At 61.5% G+C, this 19757-nt stretch carries 22 protein-coding genes and 2 pseudogenes; 18 read left to right on the top strand and 6 right to left on the bottom strand.

What is annotated here, in order from left to right; genetic code table 11:
• Positions 1 to 119 precede the first annotated feature (119 nt).
• From BFP92_RS30155 to madM, 11 genes and pseudogenes are all read left to right on the top strand, one after another.
• A pseudogene (locus BFP92_RS30155) lies at positions 120 to 236 on the top strand (chemotaxis protein CheW); the annotation flags it as partial.
• 513 nt (positions 237 to 749) lie between these two features.
• Positions 750 to 980, top strand: coding sequence for a DUF6124 family protein (locus BFP92_RS04615; protein WP_065912186.1), 231 nt, complete (start codon positions 750 to 752; stop codon positions 978 to 980).
• A gap of 277 nt (positions 981 to 1257) precedes the next feature.
• A complete protein-coding gene (gene mdcA / locus BFP92_RS04610; RefSeq protein WP_065912182.1) occupies positions 1258 to 2928 on the top strand; it encodes a malonate decarboxylase subunit alpha in 1671 nt (556 codons plus the stop codon).
• Positions 2929 to 3762: a triphosphoribosyl-dephospho-CoA synthase gene (locus BFP92_RS04605; protein ID WP_065912181.1), complete on the top strand. Its 834-nt coding sequence runs from the start codon at positions 2929 to 2931 to the stop codon at positions 3760 to 3762. It abuts the gene before it with no gap.
• The gene (locus BFP92_RS04600; protein ID WP_056857713.1) at positions 3762 to 4061 is read left to right on the top strand and encodes a malonate decarboxylase subunit delta; all 300 of its coding nucleotides are present in this window, start codon (positions 3762 to 3764) and stop codon (positions 4059 to 4061) included. The genes BFP92_RS04605 and BFP92_RS04600 overlap by 1 nt, the downstream gene beginning before the upstream one ends.
• Positions 4054 to 4896 (top strand): biotin-independent malonate decarboxylase subunit beta, encoded by an 843-nt coding sequence (locus BFP92_RS04595; RefSeq protein WP_065912180.1) that lies wholly within the window; start codon positions 4054 to 4056, stop codon positions 4894 to 4896. The genes BFP92_RS04600 and BFP92_RS04595 overlap by 8 nt, the downstream gene beginning before the upstream one ends.
• Positions 4893 to 5663 (top strand): biotin-independent malonate decarboxylase subunit gamma, encoded by a 771-nt coding sequence (mdcE, locus tag BFP92_RS04590; protein ID WP_065912179.1) that lies wholly within the window; start codon positions 4893 to 4895, stop codon positions 5661 to 5663. Before BFP92_RS04595 ends, mdcE begins: the two co-directional genes overlap by 4 nt.
• The gene (locus BFP92_RS04585) at positions 5657 to 6253 is read left to right on the top strand and encodes a malonate decarboxylase holo-ACP synthase (protein WP_065912178.1); all 597 of its coding nucleotides are present in this window, start codon (positions 5657 to 5659) and stop codon (positions 6251 to 6253) included. Before mdcE ends, BFP92_RS04585 begins: the two co-directional genes overlap by 7 nt.
• A complete protein-coding gene (mdcH, locus tag BFP92_RS04580; RefSeq protein ID WP_065912177.1) occupies positions 6250 to 7149 on the top strand; it encodes a malonate decarboxylase subunit epsilon in 900 nt (299 codons plus the stop codon). Before BFP92_RS04585 ends, mdcH begins: the two co-directional genes overlap by 4 nt.
• A 67-nt stretch (positions 7150 to 7216) precedes the next feature.
• Entirely contained in the window at positions 7217 to 7609 is a 393-nt protein-coding gene (gene madL / locus BFP92_RS04575) for a malonate transporter subunit MadL (protein WP_065912176.1), read from the top strand.
• A gap of 5 nt (positions 7610 to 7614) precedes the next feature.
• Entirely contained in the window at positions 7615 to 8379 is a 765-nt protein-coding gene (gene madM / locus BFP92_RS04570; RefSeq protein ID WP_056857769.1) for a malonate transporter subunit MadM, read from the top strand.
• Between the two features lie 137 nt (positions 8380 to 8516).
• Here madM and BFP92_RS04565 read toward each other — a convergent pair whose 3' ends face one another.
• Positions 8517 to 9431, bottom strand: a complete 915-nt coding sequence (locus BFP92_RS04565) for a LysR family transcriptional regulator (protein WP_017139426.1) — start codon at positions 9429 to 9431, stop codon at positions 8517 to 8519.
• Between the two features lie 350 nt (positions 9432 to 9781).
• Here BFP92_RS04565 and BFP92_RS04560 point away from each other — a divergent pair, with 350 nt between their 5' ends.
• A complete protein-coding gene (locus tag BFP92_RS04560; RefSeq protein WP_017139425.1) occupies positions 9782 to 10399 on the top strand; it encodes a PAQR family membrane homeostasis protein TrhA in 618 nt (205 codons plus the stop codon).
• A 56-nt stretch (positions 10400 to 10455) separates the two neighbouring features.
• Here the strand turns inward: BFP92_RS04560 and BFP92_RS04555 are convergent, their stop codons facing one another.
• The gene (locus BFP92_RS04555) at positions 10456 to 11358 is read right to left on the bottom strand and encodes a LysR family transcriptional regulator (RefSeq protein ID WP_065912174.1); all 903 of its coding nucleotides are present in this window, start codon (positions 11356 to 11358) and stop codon (positions 10456 to 10458) included.
• Between the two features lie 108 nt (positions 11359 to 11466).
• Between BFP92_RS04555 and BFP92_RS04550 the strand changes: the two genes are divergently transcribed.
• From BFP92_RS04550 to BFP92_RS04540, 3 genes are read left to right on the top strand one after another with little or no spacing between them, the layout of a single operon-like run.
• A complete protein-coding gene (locus tag BFP92_RS04550; protein ID WP_065912172.1) occupies positions 11467 to 12708 on the top strand; it encodes a D-amino acid dehydrogenase in 1242 nt (413 codons plus the stop codon).
• A 10-nt stretch (positions 12709 to 12718) separates the two neighbouring features.
• Entirely contained in the window at positions 12719 to 13069 is a 351-nt protein-coding gene (locus BFP92_RS04545; protein WP_017139422.1) for a RidA family protein, read from the top strand.
• Positions 13070 to 13093: 24 nt separating this feature from the next.
• Positions 13094 to 13996 (top strand): transporter substrate-binding domain-containing protein, encoded by a 903-nt coding sequence (locus BFP92_RS04540; protein WP_065912171.1) that lies wholly within the window; start codon positions 13094 to 13096, stop codon positions 13994 to 13996.
• A gap of 131 nt (positions 13997 to 14127) precedes the next feature.
• On the opposite strand, the gene BFP92_RS04535 is transcribed toward BFP92_RS04540, so the two are convergent.
• Positions 14128 to 14847 carry a 16S rRNA (uracil(1498)-N(3))-methyltransferase gene (locus BFP92_RS04535; RefSeq protein WP_065912170.1) on the bottom strand — a complete coding sequence of 240 codons (720 nt, stop codon included), beginning with the start codon at positions 14845 to 14847 and terminating at the stop codon, positions 14128 to 14130.
• A gap of 153 nt (positions 14848 to 15000) precedes the next feature.
• Positions 15001 to 16407: an adenosylmethionine--8-amino-7-oxononanoate transaminase gene (locus tag BFP92_RS04530; protein WP_065912168.1), complete on the bottom strand. Its 1407-nt coding sequence runs from the start codon at positions 16405 to 16407 to the stop codon at positions 15001 to 15003.
• A 273-nt stretch (positions 16408 to 16680) separates the two neighbouring features.
• Between BFP92_RS04530 and BFP92_RS04525 the strand changes: the two genes are divergently transcribed.
• Together BFP92_RS04525 and BFP92_RS04520 are read left to right on the top strand one after the other, a co-directional pair.
• The gene (locus BFP92_RS04525; RefSeq protein ID WP_065912166.1) at positions 16681 to 17232 is read left to right on the top strand and encodes a cytochrome b; all 552 of its coding nucleotides are present in this window, start codon (positions 16681 to 16683) and stop codon (positions 17230 to 17232) included.
• 32 nt (positions 17233 to 17264) lie between these two features.
• Positions 17265 to 17861, top strand: coding sequence for a YceI family protein (locus BFP92_RS04520; RefSeq protein WP_065912164.1), 597 nt, complete (start codon positions 17265 to 17267; stop codon positions 17859 to 17861).
• A gap of 61 nt (positions 17862 to 17922) precedes the next feature.
• Here BFP92_RS04520 and BFP92_RS04515 read toward each other — a convergent pair whose 3' ends face one another.
• Positions 17923 to 18807, bottom strand: coding sequence for a LysR substrate-binding domain-containing protein (locus tag BFP92_RS04515; RefSeq protein WP_065912162.1), 885 nt, complete (start codon positions 18805 to 18807; stop codon positions 17923 to 17925).
• 127 nt (positions 18808 to 18934) lie between these two features.
• Here BFP92_RS04515 and BFP92_RS04510 point away from each other — a divergent pair, with 127 nt between their 5' ends.
• Positions 18935 to 19309, top strand: coding sequence for a nuclear transport factor 2 family protein (locus tag BFP92_RS04510; RefSeq protein WP_065912160.1), 375 nt, complete (start codon positions 18935 to 18937; stop codon positions 19307 to 19309).
• A 61-nt stretch (positions 19310 to 19370) separates the two neighbouring features.
• On the opposite strand, the pseudogene BFP92_RS04505 reads toward BFP92_RS04510, so the two are convergent.
• Positions 19371 to 19757, bottom strand: a pseudogene (locus tag BFP92_RS04505) (DEAD/DEAH box helicase); the annotation flags it as partial.

The raw sequence follows: 19757 nt of genomic DNA, 5'->3' as shown, positions 1-19757 counted from the left end.
TCCGCGTGGGCATGCATCCCGTGACGCTCCGCATCACCCTTGCGCTGGTCTTGAGCCTTGCACTGCCTGGCGGGACGCGGAGCGTCCCAGGCGGCATTCCCACGCGGAGCGTGGGAACGATCGACGTGCCACTGTGCCCGCTGGAACTTGCGGCAGTGCAGGTGGGCGAGCACGTGGCGAAGGTGTCGGACTTGATGGGGTTGGAGGCGTTGTTGGTCGAATCTGGCCTGGCCTGACGGCGATGATCGTTCCCACGCTCCGCGTGGGAATGCATCCCGTGACGCTCCGCGTCACCCCTGCGCTGGTCTTGAGCCTTGCACTGCCTGGCGGGACGCGGAGCGTCCCAGGCGGCATTCCCACGCGGAGCGTGGGAACGATCGAAAGCCCGCTCGCCACAGGAAGCGTTTTTGCCGTGAGCGTTGTGTCCAGCCTTCGGAATTTTCCTGCAAGATTTCGAGCTGTGCATGAACTTGTTGTGGGTAGTCATGGCGGCTAGTCTTCGTCCCGTCATCGAAAAACGGTGACACGGACGTGCAAGTCCGGTTACATATCGGCGCACCAACGCCCATAGCCATTCAACGGGCGTTTTTTATGCTCGCTGTAGTTGTTATGGCGGCTGTGCGCGGGAGATCCCTCGGGGTCTGCCGGGGTCCGATATGCCCGGTCTTGCACACCTGCGCACAGCTGCCACCTTTATTCGCGTGCAAGCGGAAGAGGGCAGCCTCCATCACATATCGGAGCTGTAAATCATGGTTAAACCTACCCCTAATCCGCCCCTCTTCACCGTAAACCCCCACCAAAACACCGAAGCTCTACTGGCCAACGCCAGCGAAACCCTGTGCTCCCTCAACGCACTGACCTCCAACCTGGCCTTCGACCTGGACCCCGCCCAACGCGCAAGCATGTTGGCGATTCAGCAAATGGCAGAGCTGAGCCAGCTGTTGGTCGATAGAGCACTGGAACAAGTCAGCCCTGCCTAAACGTTCCCGAAAAGGGACCGCTATCTAACTAGCACCACCGAACACATGTGGGAGCGGGCTTGCTCGCGAATGCGGTGGGTCAGTTAGAGATGTACCGCCTGACACCCTGCATTCGCGAGCAAACCCGCTCCCACATTTTGAGTTTAATTTGGCTCGAATCGAGCATCAGCTGATGGTCCGTTACTCCAACCGTAACGATCCACCGCCGGGCTTGATTGATGCCCCCCACATTCACTCCTAAGGTACAGCCCACGACAGCAAACCCCGTGGAGCGACCATGACAACAACCATCACCCCCGATTCGCGCTGGACGCGGCGGCGCGACGAGAAGCAGCGGCGGCTCGGGCTGGTCAAAAAATACGCAGACGGGGCGGTGTTGCCCAGTGACAAAATCGTCGAGGCGCTGGAAGCACTGATCCTGCCCGGCGACCGTGTGGTGCTGGAAGGCAATAACCAAAAGCAGGCCGATTTTCTCTCGCGCTCCCTGGCCAAGGCCGACCCGGCCAAGCTCCACGATTTGCACATGATCATGCCCAGTGTCGGCCGTTCCGAGCACCTGGACCTGTTTGAAAAAGGCATCGCGCGCAAACTGGATTTCTCGTTTGCCGGCACCCAATCCCTGCGCATCAGCCAGTTGCTCGAAGACGGCCTGCTGGAAATCGGCGCGATCCACACCTACATCGAACTCTACGCACGGCTGGTGGTGGACTTGATCCCCAACGTGGTGCTTTCGGCCGGTTTCATGGCCGACCGCGCCGGTAATATCTACACCGGCGCCAGCACCGAAGACACGCCGGCACTGATCGAGCCCGCTGCGTTCAGCGACGGCATCGTCATCGTGCAGGTCAACCAGTTGGTGGATGACGTCACGGACTTGCCCCGCGTCGACATCCCGGCCAGCTGGGTGGATTTTGTGGTGGTGGCCGACAAACCGTTCTACATCGAACCGCTGTTTACCCGCGACCCGCGTCATATCAAGCCGGTGCACGTGCTGATGGCGATGATGGCGATCCGTGGCATCTACGAAAAACACAATGTGCAGTCGCTCAACCACGGCATTGGCTTCAACACTGCGGCCATTGAGTTGATCCTGCCGACCTACGGCGAATCCCTGGGCCTGAAGGGCAAAATCTGCCGCAACTGGACCCTCAACCCGCACCCAACGTTGATCCCCGCGATTGAAAGCGGCTGGGTGGAAAGCGTGCATTGCTTCGGCACCGAACTGGGCATGGAGAATTACATCGCCGCCCGCCCGGATGTGTTCTTTACCGGCCGCGACGGCTCTATGCGTTCTAACCGGATGTTCTGCCAACTGGCCGGCCAATACGCGGTGGACCTGTTTATCGGCGCCACCCTGCAAGTGGACGGCGACGGCCATTCCAGCACCGTGACCCGTGGCCGTCTCGCCGGTTTCGGCGGCGCGCCGAACATGGGCCACGACCCACGCGGCCGCCGCCACGGTACGCCGGCCTGGCTCGATATGCGCCACGACGACGCGCCGGAAGCCTTGCTTGAGCGCGGCAAAAAGCTCGTGGTGCAAATGGTCGAGACCTTCCAGGAAGGCGGCAAACCCACCTTCGTCGAAACCCTCGACGCCGTGGAAGTGGCGCGCAAAAGCGGCATGCCGCTGGCGCCGATCATGATCTACGGTGACGACGTTACTCACCTGCTTACCGAAGAAGGCATCGCCTATCTGTATAAGGCGCGCTCGCTGGAAGAGCGCCAGGCGATGATCGCCGCGGTTGCAGGCGTTACCGCCATCGGCCTGCGCCACAACCCCAAGGACACCGCGCGCATGCGCCGCGAAGGTTTGATCGCCTTGCCCGAAGACCTCGGCATCCGCCGCACCGACGCCACCCGCGAGCTGCTCGCCGCCAAGAGCGTGGCCGACCTGGTGGACTGGTCCGGTGGCCTGTACAACCCGCCTGCCAAGTTCAGGAGCTGGTGAATGCGCGCCCTCAAACTGCATGAATTGAGCCTCGCTGATCGCCTGGCGGATATGGCCGTGGATGCCTTGATTGATGAGGCTGACCTGTCGCCCAAACCCGCATTGGTAGACCGTCGCGGCAATGGCGCCCACAGCGATTTGCACCTGGGCCTGATGCACGCCTCCGCGTTGTCGTTGTGGCCGATGTTCAAGGAAATGGCCGAAGCGGCGCTTGAGTTTGGAGAGGTCGGCTTGCCCTTGCGCGAAGCCCTCGGGCGCATCGGTCGCGAAGGTGAGCAAGCCATGCTCGCCACCACCAACGGCGTGAATACCCATCGCGGGGCAATCTGGGCACTCGGTTTGCTCACTGCCGCAGCGGCTCTGCAACCACGCGCCGTCACGCTCACGGCTGCCAGACTGGCCTTGCTCAACGACCGTTTCGCCCCGCAACCGCTGAGCCATGGCGCCCAAGTCGCGCAGCGCTACGGCGCACGCGGCGCCCGTGAGGAAGCGCAATTGGGCTTCCCTGCCGTGGTGCAACGCGGCCTGCCGCAACTGCACAAAAGCCGCCGGCAAAACGCCGGTGAACAGAATGCGCGCCTGGACGCCTTGCTCGCCATCATGACCGACCTTGCCGACACCTGCGTGCTCTACCGCGCCGGCACCGAAGGCTTGTTCGCCATGCAGCGCGGCGCCCAGGCGGTGCTGGATGCAGGCGGCAGCGCAAGCCTCGCCGGGCGCCGCCAATTGCACGACCTCGACCAGCAACTCCTGGCCCTGAATGCCTCGCCTGGCGGCGCCGCCGACCTGTTGGCCGCCTGCCTGTTTATCGACCGCCTCGACGGAGCGTTGTGATGGAAACCTTATCCTTTGAATTCCCCGCCGGGCAGCCGCCCAAAGGCCGTGCGCTGGTGGGTTGTGTCGGCTCCGGCGACCTGGAAGTGCTGCTGGAGCCGGGCACGCCCGGCACACTGACCATTCAAGTGCAGACCTCCGTGAATGGCGCCGAGCAACGCTGGCAGCACCTGTTCGAACGGATCTTCCAGGAACACACGCCGCCGGCCTTGAAGATTGATATCCACGACTTCGGCGCCACCCCCGGCGTGGTGCGTTTGCGCCTGGAACAGGGTTTCGAGGAGATCGGCCATGACTGATTTACTCAACAAGCACAGCTTCGTCGAACTCGGCGCCCGGCAGCGGGCCAAGGCGCTGCTGGACAGCGGCACTTACCGCGAACTGATCGACCCGTTCCAACGCGTGATGTCGCCGTGGCTCAGCCGTCAAGGCGTGGTGCCGCAAGCGGATGACGGCGTGGTGATCGCCAAGGGCAGCATCGCCGGGTTGCCGGTGGTGATTGCTGCCATTGAAGGCAATTTCCAGGGCGGCAGCCTCGGTGAAGTGGGCGGCGCAAAAATCGCCGGTGCCCTCGAACTGGCGGCTGAAGACAACCGCAACGGTGTTCCGACCCGTGCCGTGCTGCTGCTGGAAACCGGCGGTGTGCGCTTGCAGGAAGCCAACCTTGGGCTGGCGGCGATTGCCGATATCCATGCGGCGATTGTCGACCTGCGCCAGTACCAGCCGGTGATCGGCGTGGTGGCGGGCAGCGTCGGTTGTTTTGGTGGCATGTCCATCGCCGCCGGGTTGTGCAGTTATCTGGTGGTCACCCGTGAAGCACGCCTGGGCTTGAATGGCCCGCAAGTGATCGAGCAGGAAGCGGGCCTGGAAGAGTACGACTCCCGCGACCGGCCGTTTATCTGGAGCCTTACCGGCGGCGAGCAACGCTTCAACAGCGGCCTGGCCGACCGTTATGTGGCCGACGATGTGGCGCAGATCCAACAGACCGTCAGCGCTTTGCTGCAACAGGGTTTGCCCGAGCAACAGCGCAGCCGTCAGATCGACTTCTACCTGGCGCGCCTTACCGAGCTGGACGCAACGCCGCAAATAGACCCCGCGACGGTGCGCGACCTGTATCAAGGAGATCGCCCATGAGAGGCTTGCAGTGGTTCAACGCATTGAGCGCCGGTGCAACGCCTGTCGAAGGGTTGCCCGACTCATTGAAGGTTGCAGACGGCGTAGTGGGTGAGCAGGCCGTGCGTTTTATTGCCGTGGTCACCGACCCACAAAATCGTTTCCCGCGTGCACGCAACGGTGAAGTCGGTTTACTGGAGGGTTGGGGCCTTGCCAAGGCTGTCGACGACGCCATCGAGAAGGGCGACAAACGCCCGATCATCGCGATCGTCGATGTGCCGAGCCAGGCTTATGGCCGTCGCGAAGAAGCCCTCGGCATCCATCAAGCACTGGCTGCGGCCGCCGACAGCTATGCCCGCGCGCGCTTGGCCGGGCACCCGGTGATTGCGCTGCTGGTGGGCAAAGCCATGTCCGGTGCGTTTCTCGCCCACGGCTATCAGGCCAACCGCATGATCGCCCTGCGTGACCCTGGCGTGATGGTGCACGCCATGGGCAAAGCCTCGGCGGCGCGGGTGACCTTGCGCAGTGTTGAAGAACTCGAAGCCTTGGCCGCCAGCGTGCCGCCCATGGCCTATGACATCGACAGCTACGCCAGCCTCGGTTTGCTTTGGGAAACCCTGTCGGTCAGCCGGATTGAACAGCCCACGGCGGACGACGTAACACGGGTCAGCGATTGCCTGTTGCACGCCATTGAAGATATCCACAGCCCGGATCTGAAAGGGCGCCTCGGTGCGAGCAATCGTGCAGCTTCCAGCCATGTACGCCAACTGCTGCGGGAGCAATGGTGAACGCCCACGACTTGCTCTGGGGCATGACCCCGGCGCATCTGCCTGTTGACGCGCCAGCCTGGGTACACGACGCGATCAGCGCCGGTCACCCGGTGGTGGTGCGTCGCGCCATGGCCGAGCCGGGTTACGTGGCCGTCGGTGTGCGCGGGCGCTTGCGTGAACAGCGGTTTGCGGCGGTGATGCCCCTTTTGGCGGTGCAACGACGTGTGAAGCCGCAAGACTTGCGCAGTGTGATCTCGTCACGGGATTTGCCGGCACTGCGCGCACTGGATCAACTGCGCCCGGTGTTGGTGCAACAAGACTGGGGCGTCACCGGCAGTGCGGGTTTCGAGCTGGCCAGCGGCATTGAAGCACTGCATGCCCAAAGCGATCTGGATTTGATGCTGTGCACGCCCGAGCCACTTGAGCGCATCGCTGCACGCACTCTGCTGGCGTTGTTGGACGCGGCCGAATGCGCCGTCGACCTGCAATTGCAAACCCCATTCGGTGCTGTCGCTTTGCGCGAGTGGGCAGGTGAATCACGCCGGGTGCTGCTTAAAACCACCCACGGCGCGCACCTTGTACTCGACCCCTGGCAGGCCGTGGCATGAGCAGCCTTCTGGTATTTCCAGGGCAGGGCGCCCAGCGCGCGGGCATGCTGCAAGCATTGCCTGCCCACGTCCTGGAAGAGGCCAGTGATGCACTGGGCGAAGACGCAAGCCTGCTCGATTCGGCCCAAGCCCTGGCCAGTACGCGTGCGGTGCAACTCTGCCTGTTGATCACCGGCGTGGCTCATGCCCGCCAATTGCAACACACGCCCGATTACGTGGCGGGCCTGTCCATCGGCGCCTACCCGGCAGCCGTCATCGCCGGTGCGCTGGAGTTTGCCGATGCGGTAAAGCTGGTGAGCCTGCGCGGCGAACTGATGCAAAACGCTTATCCACAAGGCTTTGGCATGACCGCGATCATCGGCCCGCAGTTATCCACAGTCGAAACGCTGCTGGCCGAAATCCACAGCCCGCAAACCCCGGTGTACCTGGCCAATATCAACGCCGACAACCAGACCGTCATCGCCGGCAGTGACGAAGCCATGCAGCGTGTGGCACAACGCATCAAAGGCAACGGCGTGGCCAAACGCCTGGCCGTGAGCGTGCCATCCCATTGCATGCTGCTGAACGAACCCGCCGAGGCATTGGCGCAGGCGTTTGTAACGCTCAAGGCGCCACGCATCACCTACCTGAGCAGCACCCGCGCGCGACCTATCCACAACCCCGAGCAACTGCGCGACGACCTGGCTTTCAACATGTGCCGCATCGTCGACTGGCGCGGCACCGTGCAAAGCGCCTACGAGCGCGGCGTGCGCCTGCAAATCGAACTGCCGCCTGGCGCGGTACTCACCGGCCTGTCCCGGCGTGTCTTCGAGCAAGGCAGCGTAATCGCCTATGAAGGCGCACGCCTGGACACCTTGCAGGCCCTGCTGCAAGAGGAGGAGCGCCGCCACCGATAAAGCAGCACCCAAGGCTTTCGAAGCACAAAAACAACAATTTCGATGAAGCACTTTGAGGACAACAACCATGATTATTTACGGTGTGGCGTTTCTGGCGCTGTGTACGTTGACCGGCCTGTTTATCGGTGAATTGCTGGGCAAATGGATGGGTATCCCGGCCAACGTCGGCGGGGTGGGTATCGCCATGTTGCTGTTGATCGGCCTGGGCAGTTACCTCAGCAAACGTGGGCTGTTTACCGGCAAGTCGGAGCAGGGCGTGAGCTTCTGGGCGGCGGTATATATCCCGATTGTGGTAGCGATGGCGGCCCAACAAAATGTGTACGGCGCGATCAAGGGCGGGCCTATGGCAATACTGGCCGGCACGCTCGCGGTGGTGCTGGGCTTTGCCCTGGTGCCGGTGCTGGTACGCATCGGCAACCGTGAGCCAGTTGCGGCTGTTCCCACTAAAGAAGCCGGGTGATCGCCATGTACGAATCCATGATGAAAGTGATCACCGGCTACGGCCTGATCAGTGGTTTTGCCGTAATCGGCCTGACCATGTGGGTGTCCTACTGGATCTCCGACACCTTCACCAAAGGCCGTCTGCACGGTTCGGCCATCGCCATTTTGCTCGGGCTGGTGCTGTCGTATGTGGGCGGCGCATTTACCGGCGGCGCCAAGGGGGTTGTGGATATACCGCTGCTGTCGGGCATCGGCTTGCTGGGCGGCGCCATGCTGCGGGACTTTGCCATTGTTGCCACGGCGTTTGGCGTGAGTGTGGATGAACTTAAACGCGCCGGTTATGTGGGCGTGCTGGCGCTGTTTGTCGGCGTGGGTTCATCGTTCGTGGCTGGCGTCGGAGTGGCGATGGCGTTTGGTTATACCGATGCCGTGAGCCTCACCACCATTGGTGCGGGCGCCGTAACCTACATCGTTGGCCCGGTGACGGGCGCGGCGATTGGTGCCAGCTCCGAGGTTATGGCGCTGTCGATTGCCGCCGGGTTGATCAAGGCCATTCTGGTGATGGTGATGACGCCGTTTGTAGCGCCGTTGATCGGGCTGAATAACCCACGCAGTGCGGTGATCTTCGGCGGGCTGATGGGCACGTCCAGCGGTGTGGCCGGTGGCTTGGCGGCGACTGATCCGAAGCTGGTGCCATATGGTTGCCTGACGGCGGCGTTTTATACGGCGCTGGGCTGTCTGCTGGGGCCGTCGTTGCTGTTTTTGCTGATGCGCGGGTTGGTGGGCTGACCTGAGCCGGCCTCATTAATGATCGTTCCCACGCTCCGCGTGGGAATGCAGCCCTGGACGCTCCGCGTCTGCTCTTAAAGGCGTGACGCGGAGCGTCACATGAGGCATTCCCACGCAGAGCGTGGGAACGATCGGTGTCAGGTTTGGCGATTGGCATACATCCGACACTCCGCCAGCAACGCCAGCAAGTTCGGATCACGCTCCTTGGCCTTCAAGAACACCACGCCAATATGCTGCTGCAACCGATACCGCGGCTGCAGCGGTATGAGCTTCACGCGGTTCTCATACACCGCCGCGATCCGCCCTGGCAGCAACGCATAACCCACACCCGAGCTGACCATGCTCAGCAGCGTGAAAATGTCGTTCACCTGCATCGCCACCTTCGGCTCGAACCCCGCCTGCTTGAACACCCGGTTGCCGTCCTGATGGGTGGCGAAGCCTTGGGTGAGGGTGATGAAGGTCGCGTCGCGCACATCCGCCAGGTCGATCTGCTGCTCGCGGTCGAAGGGTGAATCGGCCGGTGTGGCGAGGAAGATGTCGTCGGAAAACAGCGCAATCTGTTCGCAGTCGGGGTCGTTGGCGTGGTCGTCGAGGGAGATCAGGATCGCGTCCACCTCCATGTTCTTGAGCTTGTAGAGCAGGTCGAAGTTGGAGCCCAGAATCAGGTCGATATTGAGTTCGCTGCGCCTGATTTTCAGGCCCATGATCAGTTGCGGCACGGTTTTGACCGTCAGCGAATACAGCGAGCCCAGCTTGAAACGCTCGGCGGAGAAGCCGGCGGCTTCGCGGGTCAGGCGCACGCTGTCGACCACGTCGGCCACCAGCTTTTGGGCGCGTTCTTCCAGCACGTAGGCGCTTTCCAGCGGGGTGAGGTTGCGCCCTTCGTGCTTGAACAACGGGCAGCGCAGCGCATTTTCCAGCGAGTGAATAGCACGGTGCACGCTGACGTTGCTGGTTTGCAACTCGGCAGCGGCGCGGGCGAGGTTGCCGGTGCGCATGAACGCCAGGAAGATTTCCAGTTTCTTGAGGGTGAATTCTTCGTCGATCAGCATGGCCGTGGCTCGGGTTCGAATGCCGTCGATTGTGCCCCTAAAACCCGTTCACTCCCAGCCATGCGCTGCACAGGCCCAGCACCAGGCGGGTGTACCGAAGGGAACAGGTACAGCCCGCGCACGGTCACAACCGCACCTGGCGAGCCATGCAGATGGCGATATTGGGGCCGGGCCATGGAGATTGCCGTATGTGGGAGCAGGCAAGCCAGCTCCCACAGGATGACGTGAATGAGCTATCGGCGTGTGTGTTTGGGCAAATGAAGACATGCGTGTTACCTGCAACAGTGCCGGTAGCGTCAGAATGGTTCTGGCACAACCATGTGGTAACGGTTATTCGAGGTGAGTGACACATGTATCACGGGGAACGATTCAACGCCTGGAGCCACTTGGCCGGGGCGGTTGCCGCTTTTGTCGGCGCAGTGTGGATGTTGGTGGTGGCGAGCCTGGACGGCAGCCCCTGGAAGATCGTCAGTGTGGCGATTTATGGTTTTACCCTGCTGGTGCTGTACAGCGCGTCCACCGTGTACCACAGCGTGCAGGGGCGGCGAAAAGAGATCATGCAGAAGGTTGATCACTTTTCGATCTACCTGCTGATTGCGGGCAGCTACACACCCTTTTGCCTGGTGACGCTGCGCGGGCCGTGGGGTTGGACGCTGTTTGGAATCGTGTGGGGGCTGGCGGTGATCGGCATTTTGCAGGAGATCAAACCAAGGTCTGAGGCGCGGATTCTGTCGATTGTGATCTATGCGGTGATGGGCTGGATTGTGCTGGTGGCGGTCAAGCCATTGATTGCCGCGCTGGGCACAGCGGGGTTTATCTGGCTGGCGTCGGGCGGGGTGTTGTACACCGTCGGCATCATCTTTTTTGCCCTGGAGGATCGCCTGCGCCATTCCCACGGGATCTGGCATTTGTTTGTGATCGGCGGCAGTTTGCTGCACTTTGTGGCGATCATGCATTACGTGCTGTGACCTGTGGACGCTGGCTTTTTTTGGGAGCCAGCTCCCACATTGGATAGGTGGTGTTTTTAGAGGCGTTCGAGCAATTCGCGGGCGCGCTTGCCGAAGATCTGCAGCAAGTTCGCCAACATATGCGGCGGCGGCTCATCAGCGCGCGTCAGGGCGTACAGGGTGATCGGCAATGGCGGCGTCAGCGGGCGAATGCAGGTGGTCGCGGTCGACGCGCCGAGGGCGGTAAACGGGTCGATCACCGTCAACCCGGCACCTGACTCCACCATCGCCCGGGCCAGGGAATAGGTCTGTACGGCAATGCTCACCCGTGGCGGTGGGTCGACGTTTTCCAGGTAGCTGTCGAGCTTGGCGGCCAACGGGTCGGCACTGGACAAGCCTACCAGTGGCGCACCCGCCAGGTCAGCCAAGGGCAGTGGCTTGCTCAGCTCGGCATCCGACCAATAACCCTTGGACGCCAGCGCCACCAACACGCCGTTGGCCAGCACCTGGGTGGTCAGCCCCGGATGGCCGGAGAAGTTGAGCGTCAGCGCCAGGTCAATCTCACGCATCAACAGCTTCTGCACCAGCTCGCGGCTATGGTCGCTGGACAGTTCACAGGCAATGTCCGGGTAGTCGCGCTTCCATTCCAGAATGGCCGGCGGCAGCAACGACAGGGCCAGGGCTGGAATCGCACCAATACGCACACTTTGGCCCGGCTTGCGGCGCAGGCTCTTGGCCAGGCGCCGCACGCCTTGCAGGCTTTCGGTGACTTTTTCGACTTCGCTTTCCAGCGCCAGGGCTTCCGGTGTGGGCTGCAGTTTGCCGCGCACCCGCAGAAACAACGGAAAGCCCAACTGCAACTCGGCGTGCTGCAGCACCTTGGTCACCGCCGGTTGCGAGACGTGCAACAGCTGCGCGGCGGCGCTGACGGAGCCGGTCTGGCGGATCGCCTGGAAGATTTCGATATGACGCAGGCGCATGGCAAGTCCATAACCTTTGTTTATAGGTGACCCATCTTTATTCATTGTCGGCGGCCTGTCACCTGGCCCTAGGCTTGGGGCCAGTCAATTCAACAGCGGGTGGCAGCAATGGCCAAGCAGGTTTGCATCATCGGTGGTGGCGTTATCGGCTTGGCGAGTGCCTACGCCCTGGTGCGTGCAGGCCATGAAGTGACAGTGATCGAAGCGCGGGACAGCCTGGGCAGCGAGACCAGTTTCGCCAACGGCGGGCAGCTCTCCTACCGTTATGTCGCGCCGTTGGCCGACAAAGGTGTGCCGCTGCAAGCCATCGGCTGGTTGCTGCGCGGTGATTCGCCGCTGAAGCTGCGCCCACGCCTCGACCCGCAGCAATGGCGCTGGATGGCGGCCTTTATCGGCGCCTGCCGTGGCTCGGTGAACAAACGCAATGCTGCGCACCTGCTGCGCCTGGCGTCCTTGAGCCAGGCCACGCTGGAGCAATGGCGCGAATGCGATCGCCTGGAGGGCTTCGATTGGCGGCGCAACGGCAAACTGGTGACGTTTCGTAACGCCGCGTCCTTTGAGCATGCGCGCAGCAAGGTCACCCATAGCGTGCAGCAGCAGGTGATGTCCATGGCCGATTGTGCGCACTTGGAGCCAGCGTTAATGGGCGCCGACTTTCTTGGTGGCATCTACACGCCGAACGAGGAGGTGGCTGACTGTCACGCCTTCTGCCAACGGCTGGCGGCCCGGCTCGAAGCCTCGGGGCGCTGCAGGTTTTTGCTGGGCCGCAAGGTCACCCGTATTCGCCACGCCGACGGCGCGGTGCAGGCCATCGAGCTGGGTGACGAGGTGATGGCGGTGGATCAACTGGTGCTGGCGGCCGGGCATCGCAGCGCGCAATTGGGTGTGCCTGGGTTGTCATTGCCCCTGTATCCGCTCAAGGGTTACAGCCTGAACGTGCCGATTGGCGCGCATCACCAGGCGCCGAACGTGAGTGTCACCGACTATGACCGCAAGATCGTGTATGCGCGCATCGGCGAGCAACTGCGGGTGGCGGCCATGGTGGATATCGTCGGCTTTGATGCAGGCCTTGAGCCCAAGCGCCTGGCGCTGATGAAGCGCCAGGCCATGGAGACATTCCCAACGGCCGGCGATTACACCCACGCCGTCGAATGGGCCGGCATGCGCCCGGCAACACCCACCGGCGTGCCGCTGATCGGCGCCAGCGCCTATCGCAACCTGTGGCTGAACCTGGGCCACGGCGCCCTGGGCTTCACCCTGGCCTGCGGCAGCGGCCAATTGCTGGCCGAACTGATCAGTGAACACGCGCCTTCCATCGATATGCAGGGCCTCACGCCCCGCGCCGCTTAAGGATACAGCCATGACCATCACTCGAATCAGCAGCAACGAGCGCCTCTCTGGCGCCGTCACCTTCAAGGACCTGGTGTTCCTCTCGGGCCAGGTGCCGGGCGACGGCCAGGATGTGGCCACGCAAACCCGCGAAGTACTGGCCAGGATCGACGCATTGCTGGCGCAAGCAGGCAGCGACAAGGATCACGTACTCAACGCCACGATTTACCTCAAAGACATCGGCAGCGGTTTTGCACCCATGAATGAAGTGTGGTCCGCGTGGTTGTCGCCGGGCATGGCGCCGACACGCACCACCTTGCAGGCCGAACTGGCGCGCCCGACGGTGCTGGTGGAAATCAGCGTGATTGCTGTACGTAAATAACCAAAAGACCAACGGAGAATAACAATGAAAAAAATCCTGTTGACCGGCTGCACCCTGGGGCTGTTGTTTGGCGCACAGGTTCAGGCCAATCAAGCCCCGCTGGACGGCACCTTGAGCAAGATCGCGAATGCCAAGTCGATCACCTTGGGGTATCGCGATGCCTCGGTGCCGTTTTCCTATGTGGGCGATAGCAGCGGTACGCCCATGGGCTATTCGGTGGAGTTGGCGAACAAGATCGTTGAGCGCATCCAGCAGAAAATCGGGGTGGCCAAACTCAATGTGAAGTACAACCTGGTGACCTCTCAGACCCGTATTCCGCTGGTGCAAAACGGCACCGTCGACCTGGAATGCGGCTCCACCGGTGTGACCGCCGAGCGGCAGAAGCAGGTGGCGTTTTCCTACGGGTTTATCTATGTGAAGGGCCAACTGCTGACCGCCAAAGACAGCGGCATCCAGGGTTTTGAAGACCTCGCGGGCAAGAACGTGGTGACCACGGCCGGCACCACCAATGAACGCTTTCTCAAGAGCTACAACGCTGACCACAAGGCCAATATGTTTGTGATCAGCGCCAAGGACCATGGCGAAGCGTTCAAAATGCTCGAGACCGGCCGCGCAGTGGCGTTCTACATGGATGATGCGCTGCTCTACGGCGAGCGGGCCAAGGCCCGTGACCCGCACCATTGGGTCGTCGTGGGCAAGGAACAGTCGCGGGAGATCTACAGCTGCATGCTGCGCAAGGACGACCCGCAGTTTCTCGCCGTGGTCAACGAAACGCTCGCCGACCTGTACCGCTCCGGGGAGATCAACGGGATTTATCAGCGCTGGTTTGAACAGCCGATTCCGCCCAAGGGCCTGAACCTGGAGTTCCCGATGACCAGCGAGTTGAAGGCGATTATTGCCAGGCCGGTGAGTGACCCGGTGGAATGATAGACGCAATGATCGTTCCCACGCTCCGCGTGGGAATGCCGCCTTGGACGCTCTGCGTCCGTTTTGAGGTCGTGACGCAGAGCGTCACAGGAGGCATTCCCACGCAGAGCGTGGGAACGATCGGGCGCGGGTTAGAAGTCGCCCCAGAGTTGCTGGGCCACGGCCAATGCCACCACGGGTGCCGTCTCGGTGCGCAGCACCCGCGGGCCGAGGCGGGCGGCGTGGAAGCCGGCGCCTTGGGCCGCTTGTACTTCAGGGTCGGTCAACCCGCCTTCCGGCCCGATCAGGAACGCCAGGCTTGATGGCTTGGCGTGGCTGACCATCGGCTCGGCCACCGGGTGCAGCACCAGCTTCAAATCCGCCTCGGCTTGCTTCAACCAGTCGGCCAGCAACAGCGGCGGGTGAATCACCGGCACCGTCGAGCGCCCGCATTGCTCGCAGGCGCTGATCGCCACTTGGCGCCAATGCAACAGGCGTTTGTCGGCGCGTTCATCCTTCAAGCGCACTTCGCAGCGGTCGCTGAAGATCGGCGTGATTTCATTCACACCCAATTCGGTGGCTTTCTGAATCGCCCAATCCATGCGCTCGCCCCGGGACAGGCCTTGGCCGAGGTGGATGTGCAGCGGTGATTCGGCCTGGCCCGCAAAGCTTTCGGTGAGTTGCACGGTGACGCGTTTTTTACCGACCTCCAGCAAGGCGCCGCGAAACTCCTGGCCGGAGCCGTCGAACAATTGCACGGCATCACCTTCGCCCATGCGCAATACGCGGCTGATGTAGTGCGCCTGGGCTTCGGGCAATTCATGCTCGCCGATGCTGAGCGGGGTGTCGGTGAAAAAGCGGGACAGTCTCATTTCTGTTCTCTGGAAGTGGTGTGCAGAGCGGACGCGGAGCGTCCAGGGCTGCATTCCCACGCTGAGCGTGGGAACGATCATACAAAACCTGTGGGAGCCGGGCTTGCCCGCGATAGCGGTAGACCCGGCACCCGGTCAGTTGAGTGAACTCAATTAACCCGGATCGCGAAAGCCTGGGTGGAAGTCCTTCGGCACGGCAACACTGACGTTGCTGTTGGTGGCGATATCGATGCCTTCACTGGCCACTTCAGCCAAAAAGTCGATCTGCTCCGGCGTAATCACATACGGCGGCAGGAAATACACCACGCTGCCCAACGGCCGCAACAGCGCGCCGCGTTCCAGTGCATGCTCGAACACCTTCAAGCCACGGCGTTCCTGCCACGGGTAGGCGGTTTTGGTGGCTTTGTCCTGGACCATCTCGATGGCCAGCACCATGCCGGTCTGGCGTACTTCCGACACGTGCGGGTGGTCCACCAGGTGCGCGGTGGCGGTGGTCATGCGCTGGGCCAGGGCCTTGTTGTTCTCGATGACGTTGTCTTCTTCGAAAATATCCAGGGTCGCCAAGGCTGCCGCGCACGCCAGCGGGTTGCCGGTGTAGCTGTGGGAATGCAGGAAGGCGCGCAAGGTCGGGTAGTCGTCGTAGAACGCGTCGTACACATCGTCGGTGGTGACCACAGCGGCCAGCGGCAGGTAGCCGCCGGTGAGGGCCTTGGACAAGCACAGGAAGTCCGGGCGGATGCCGGCTTGCTCACAGGCGAACATGCTGCCGGTGCGGCCGAAGCCTACGGCGATTTCGTCGTGGATCAGGTGCACGCCATATTTGTCGCAGGCTTCGCGCAACAGCTTGAGGTACACCGGGTGGTACATGCGCATGCCGCCGGCGCCCTGGATCAGCGGCTCGACGATCACGGCGGCGACGCTGGCGTGGTTTTCGGCCAGGGTTTGCTCCATGGCCAGGAACATGGTGCGCGAATGCTCCTCCCAGCTCATGCCCTCGGGGCGCAGGTAGCAATCCGGGCTCGGCACCTTGATGGTGTCCAGCAGCAAGGCTTTATAGGTTTCGGTAAACAACGGCACATCGCCCACCGACATCGCGGCAATGGTTTCGCCGTGGTAGCTGTTGGTCAGGGTGACGAAGCGCTTCTTGTTCGGCAGGCCACGGTTGAGCCAGTAGTGAAAGCTCATCTTCAGCGCGACTTCGATGCACGACGAGCCGTTGTCGGCGTAGAAGCAGCGCGTCAGGCCCTCGGGCGTCATCGCCACCAGGCGCTCCGACAACTCGATCACCGGCTGGTGGCTGAAACCGGCGAGAATCACGTGCTCCAGCTGATCCACCTGGTCCTTGATGCGCCGGTTGATGCGCGGGTTGGCGTGGCCGAACACATTCACCCACCAGGAACTGACGGCATCGAGGTAGCGCTTGCCTTCGAAGTCTTCCAGCCATACGCCTTCGCCGCGCTTGATCGGGATCAGCGGCAGTTGCTGGTGGTCTTTCATCTGGGTGCAGGGATGCCACAGCACCGCGAGGTCGCGTTGCATCCACTGGTTATTCAAGCCCATCGGTTATCTCCTCGAAGCGGCCCTGCGCCCGGCGCAGGCGAAACAATCGCGCAAGCCTATGCAATGCCAGGCGGCGTCACAACCCATTACGGATGAATTGGCAGTAAACGCAGGACGATCTGTCACGTTTCTTGGGAATAGTCCTTAATCCATTGTTAACGTACTGTGCATACTCTCTTGATCGTATTTCTCGATATTTCAAAGCGAAATTTTCCGCTTTAATTCGATAGGTAAATCGCTAGTCTTGGGCACAGCTCTTACGGGATTTGGGACATGCAGCTACGTAATTCATCGGCCCGTTATGGTTGGGTCAGCATTGTTTTGCACTGGGGCGTAGCCCTGGTGGTGTTCGGTTTGTTCGCGCTGGGCCTGTGGATGGTCGGCCTCGACTACTACAGTGCGTGGCGCAAAGACGCGCCCGACCTGCACAAGAGCATTGGCATTACGCTGTTCGCCATCATGCTGGTGCGTATCGTCTGGCGCATTGTCAGCCCGCCGCCACCACCATTGGCCAGCTACAGCCGAATGACGCGTATTGGGGCTGCGTTCGGCCACGCGTTCCTGTATCTCGGGCTGTTTGCCGTGATGATCGCCGGTTACCTGATTTCCACCGCAGATGGTGTCGGTATCCCGGTGTTTGGCCTGTTTGAGATTCCTGCCGTGGTTTCCGGGCTACCGGACCAGGCAGACACCGCCGGTGTGGTGCATTTGTACCTCGCCTGGGTGTTGGTGGTCTTCGCCGGTTTGCATGGCGTAGCTGCGTTTAAACACCACTTTATCGATCGTGATGCGACCCTGACGCGAATGCTGGGACGCAAAGCCTGATGTTCAACCTCGACTCACAAGGAATAGAAAGCATGTTGAAAAAGACTCTCGCCGCTCTGGCAATCGGTACTGCTCTGCTGTCCGCAGGTTCGGCGATGGCCGCTGACTATGTTGTCGACAAGGAAGGCCAGCACGCCTTCGTTGACTTCAAGATCAGCCACCTGGGCTACAGCTTCATCACCGGTACGTTCAAGGACCTGGACGGCAAGTTCAGCTTTGACGCCGCCAAGCCTGAAGACAGCAAAATCGAGTTCAACGTCCGTACCGCCAGCGTATTCACCAACCACGCCGAACGTGACAAGCACATCGCCAGCAAAGACTTCCTGGACGTTGGCAAGTTTGCCGATGCCAAGTTCGTCTCCACCAGTGTCAAAACCACCGGTAAAAATGCTGCGGGCCAAGTCACTGCCGACGTGACCGGCGACCTGACCTTTCACGGTGTGACCAAGCCGATCGTGGTCAAGGCCACGTTCCTGGGCGAAGGCAAGGATCCATGGGGCGGCTACCGTGCCGGCTTTGAAGGCACCACCAGCTTCAACCGTCAGGACTTCGGCAAGCAGATGGACCTGGGCCCAGCGTCCAACACTGTTGAGCTGTACGTGACTTTTGAAGGTGTGAAAGCGAAGTAATTATTTCGCTGCTTCAAACGCCAAGCGCCGACCTCAGGGTCGGCGTTTTGCTGTGCCGTGTTTAAAGGCTTTCTTGATACGTCTTCACTTGGTCCTTGAGCCAGTTATGCAACAACGTCAGTTGCGCCGAAGGTTTGCTGCCGGCGGGCCAGACCAGGTAGTAGCGTGAAGTGTGTGCCGGTTCAATGTCGGTGAGCCGGACCAGTTCCCCCCGTTGAATCAGCGCGTGGGCAATGGAGCGGCGGGTCAGCGCGACGCCGTGCCCCAGCCGTACGGCTTCGAGCATCAATGTGGAATCGGTGAACTCCAGCGGCGCTTGCGGACGTTGCCCTTCGATACCGGCAGCGCCCAGCCAGATCGGCCAACTCTCACTGGCATGCAGCAATGGCTGCTCAAGGACGGCTTGCGCCGTGTCCGGCAGCACGCCGTGGTTGAAGCCGCGCGCGGCGACCACCAGCAATGAGTCGCCCATCAACGTTTCGCAATGCACATCCGGCCACTGGCCATGGCCGAAGCGAATCGCGCAATCGAGCGGGCCTTGCTCGAAGCTGGCGAACTCCATGCTCGACTCCAGCCGCAAGTGCAGCTCGGGGTGAGCCGCCCTGAAATCATGCAGGCGCGGCAACAACCAATGCATGGCGTAGGAAGGCAGCACCGAAGCGGTCAGCTGTGGGTGCCGGGTTTTAGCCATGAGTTTTTCGGTGATCCCGGCGATCTCGCCCAGCCCCTGCCGGATCTGGTAGGCATACACGCGGCCTTCATCCGTCAGCATCAGCGTGCGCTTGTTGCGCATGACCAACGCGAGGCCCAGGTACTCCTCAAGTGCGCGAATCTGATGGCTGACGGCACTGTGGGTCACGTGCAGTTCGAGGGCGGCCAGGTTCACTTTGCCCAATCGGGCCAAGGCCTCGAAGGCCCGCAGCGCGGCGAGTGGTGGCAGTTTCAATGTGTGAATTCCTTTCACAGAAAAGCCTAATAATAGCCGCTATACGTGAAATGAGCGGGCTACCGATAATGGCGACAAGTTATTTATTCAAATAACACCGTGCTGAAACTGTCGGGAGTTGTGAACCATGATTGATGAGATTCAAGCGTTTCTGAACGATTACTTTAGTGTGCTGCAAACGCAGGACTTGAATACATTCGATCAAGTCTTTCATCGTGGCTGCGTGTTATACAGCGCACAGAACTCGGCCGTGGTCGTGCGGCCGTTCGATGAATACCGGGCCATGGTTCAAGGCCGTAAGTCGCCACAGGAAGGCGGTTTTCCGCAGCTGGATGAGGTATTGATGATCGACGTGATGTCGCCGGAAATGGCCATCGTCAAAGTGCGTTTGCGCTTGTTCAATAACGTGATGGTTGATTACTTGAACCTGATGAAAGTTGAGGGTCGCTGGATGATCTTCGCCAAACTTTTTCATAAGGCCGGTGAAGTGGCTGATCAATAAGCTTCTGCCTGGATGCAAAAACGCCCCGACTAATCGGGGCGTTTTTGTTTGCGTCTAAAACTCAGCGGTTGCGGGTCAGCAACGCAGGTTTTTCACCACGAGGGCGGCCTGGCAGTTGATCCAGCTGCTCAGGTGTCGGGAAGCGATCCGCTTTCGACTCCTTGTGGATGATTTTCGGCGCCGGGCCACCGCGCGGGTTCTGCACGGCGGGTTCCGACAAGCGTGGCTGGTCGTCACGGGCCGGGCGGCGGTTGTTGCTGCGCGAGTCTTCACGACGGGCTTGGCCGTCACGGGGTGCGCCATTGCGCGGGCCGTTGCGCTTGGCAGGTGGCGTACCGGTGGTACCGCCGCTGCTGTTGCGTGGGCCATTCTGACGACCGCCCTGTGGCTGGCCGCCACGTGGAGCGCCGGTGCCTGCGCCCGCACCCTGTGCCGGGGCACCTGGGCG

Source organism: Pseudomonas sp. 58 R 3, from assembly GCF_900006605.1.
In the GTDB taxonomy this organism is placed as follows: Bacteria; Pseudomonadota; Gammaproteobacteria; order Pseudomonadales; family Pseudomonadaceae; genus Aquipseudomonas; species Aquipseudomonas salomonii.
Note: the sequence above shows the minus strand (reverse complement) of the source record. Positions and strands in the feature narration are given on the sequence as shown.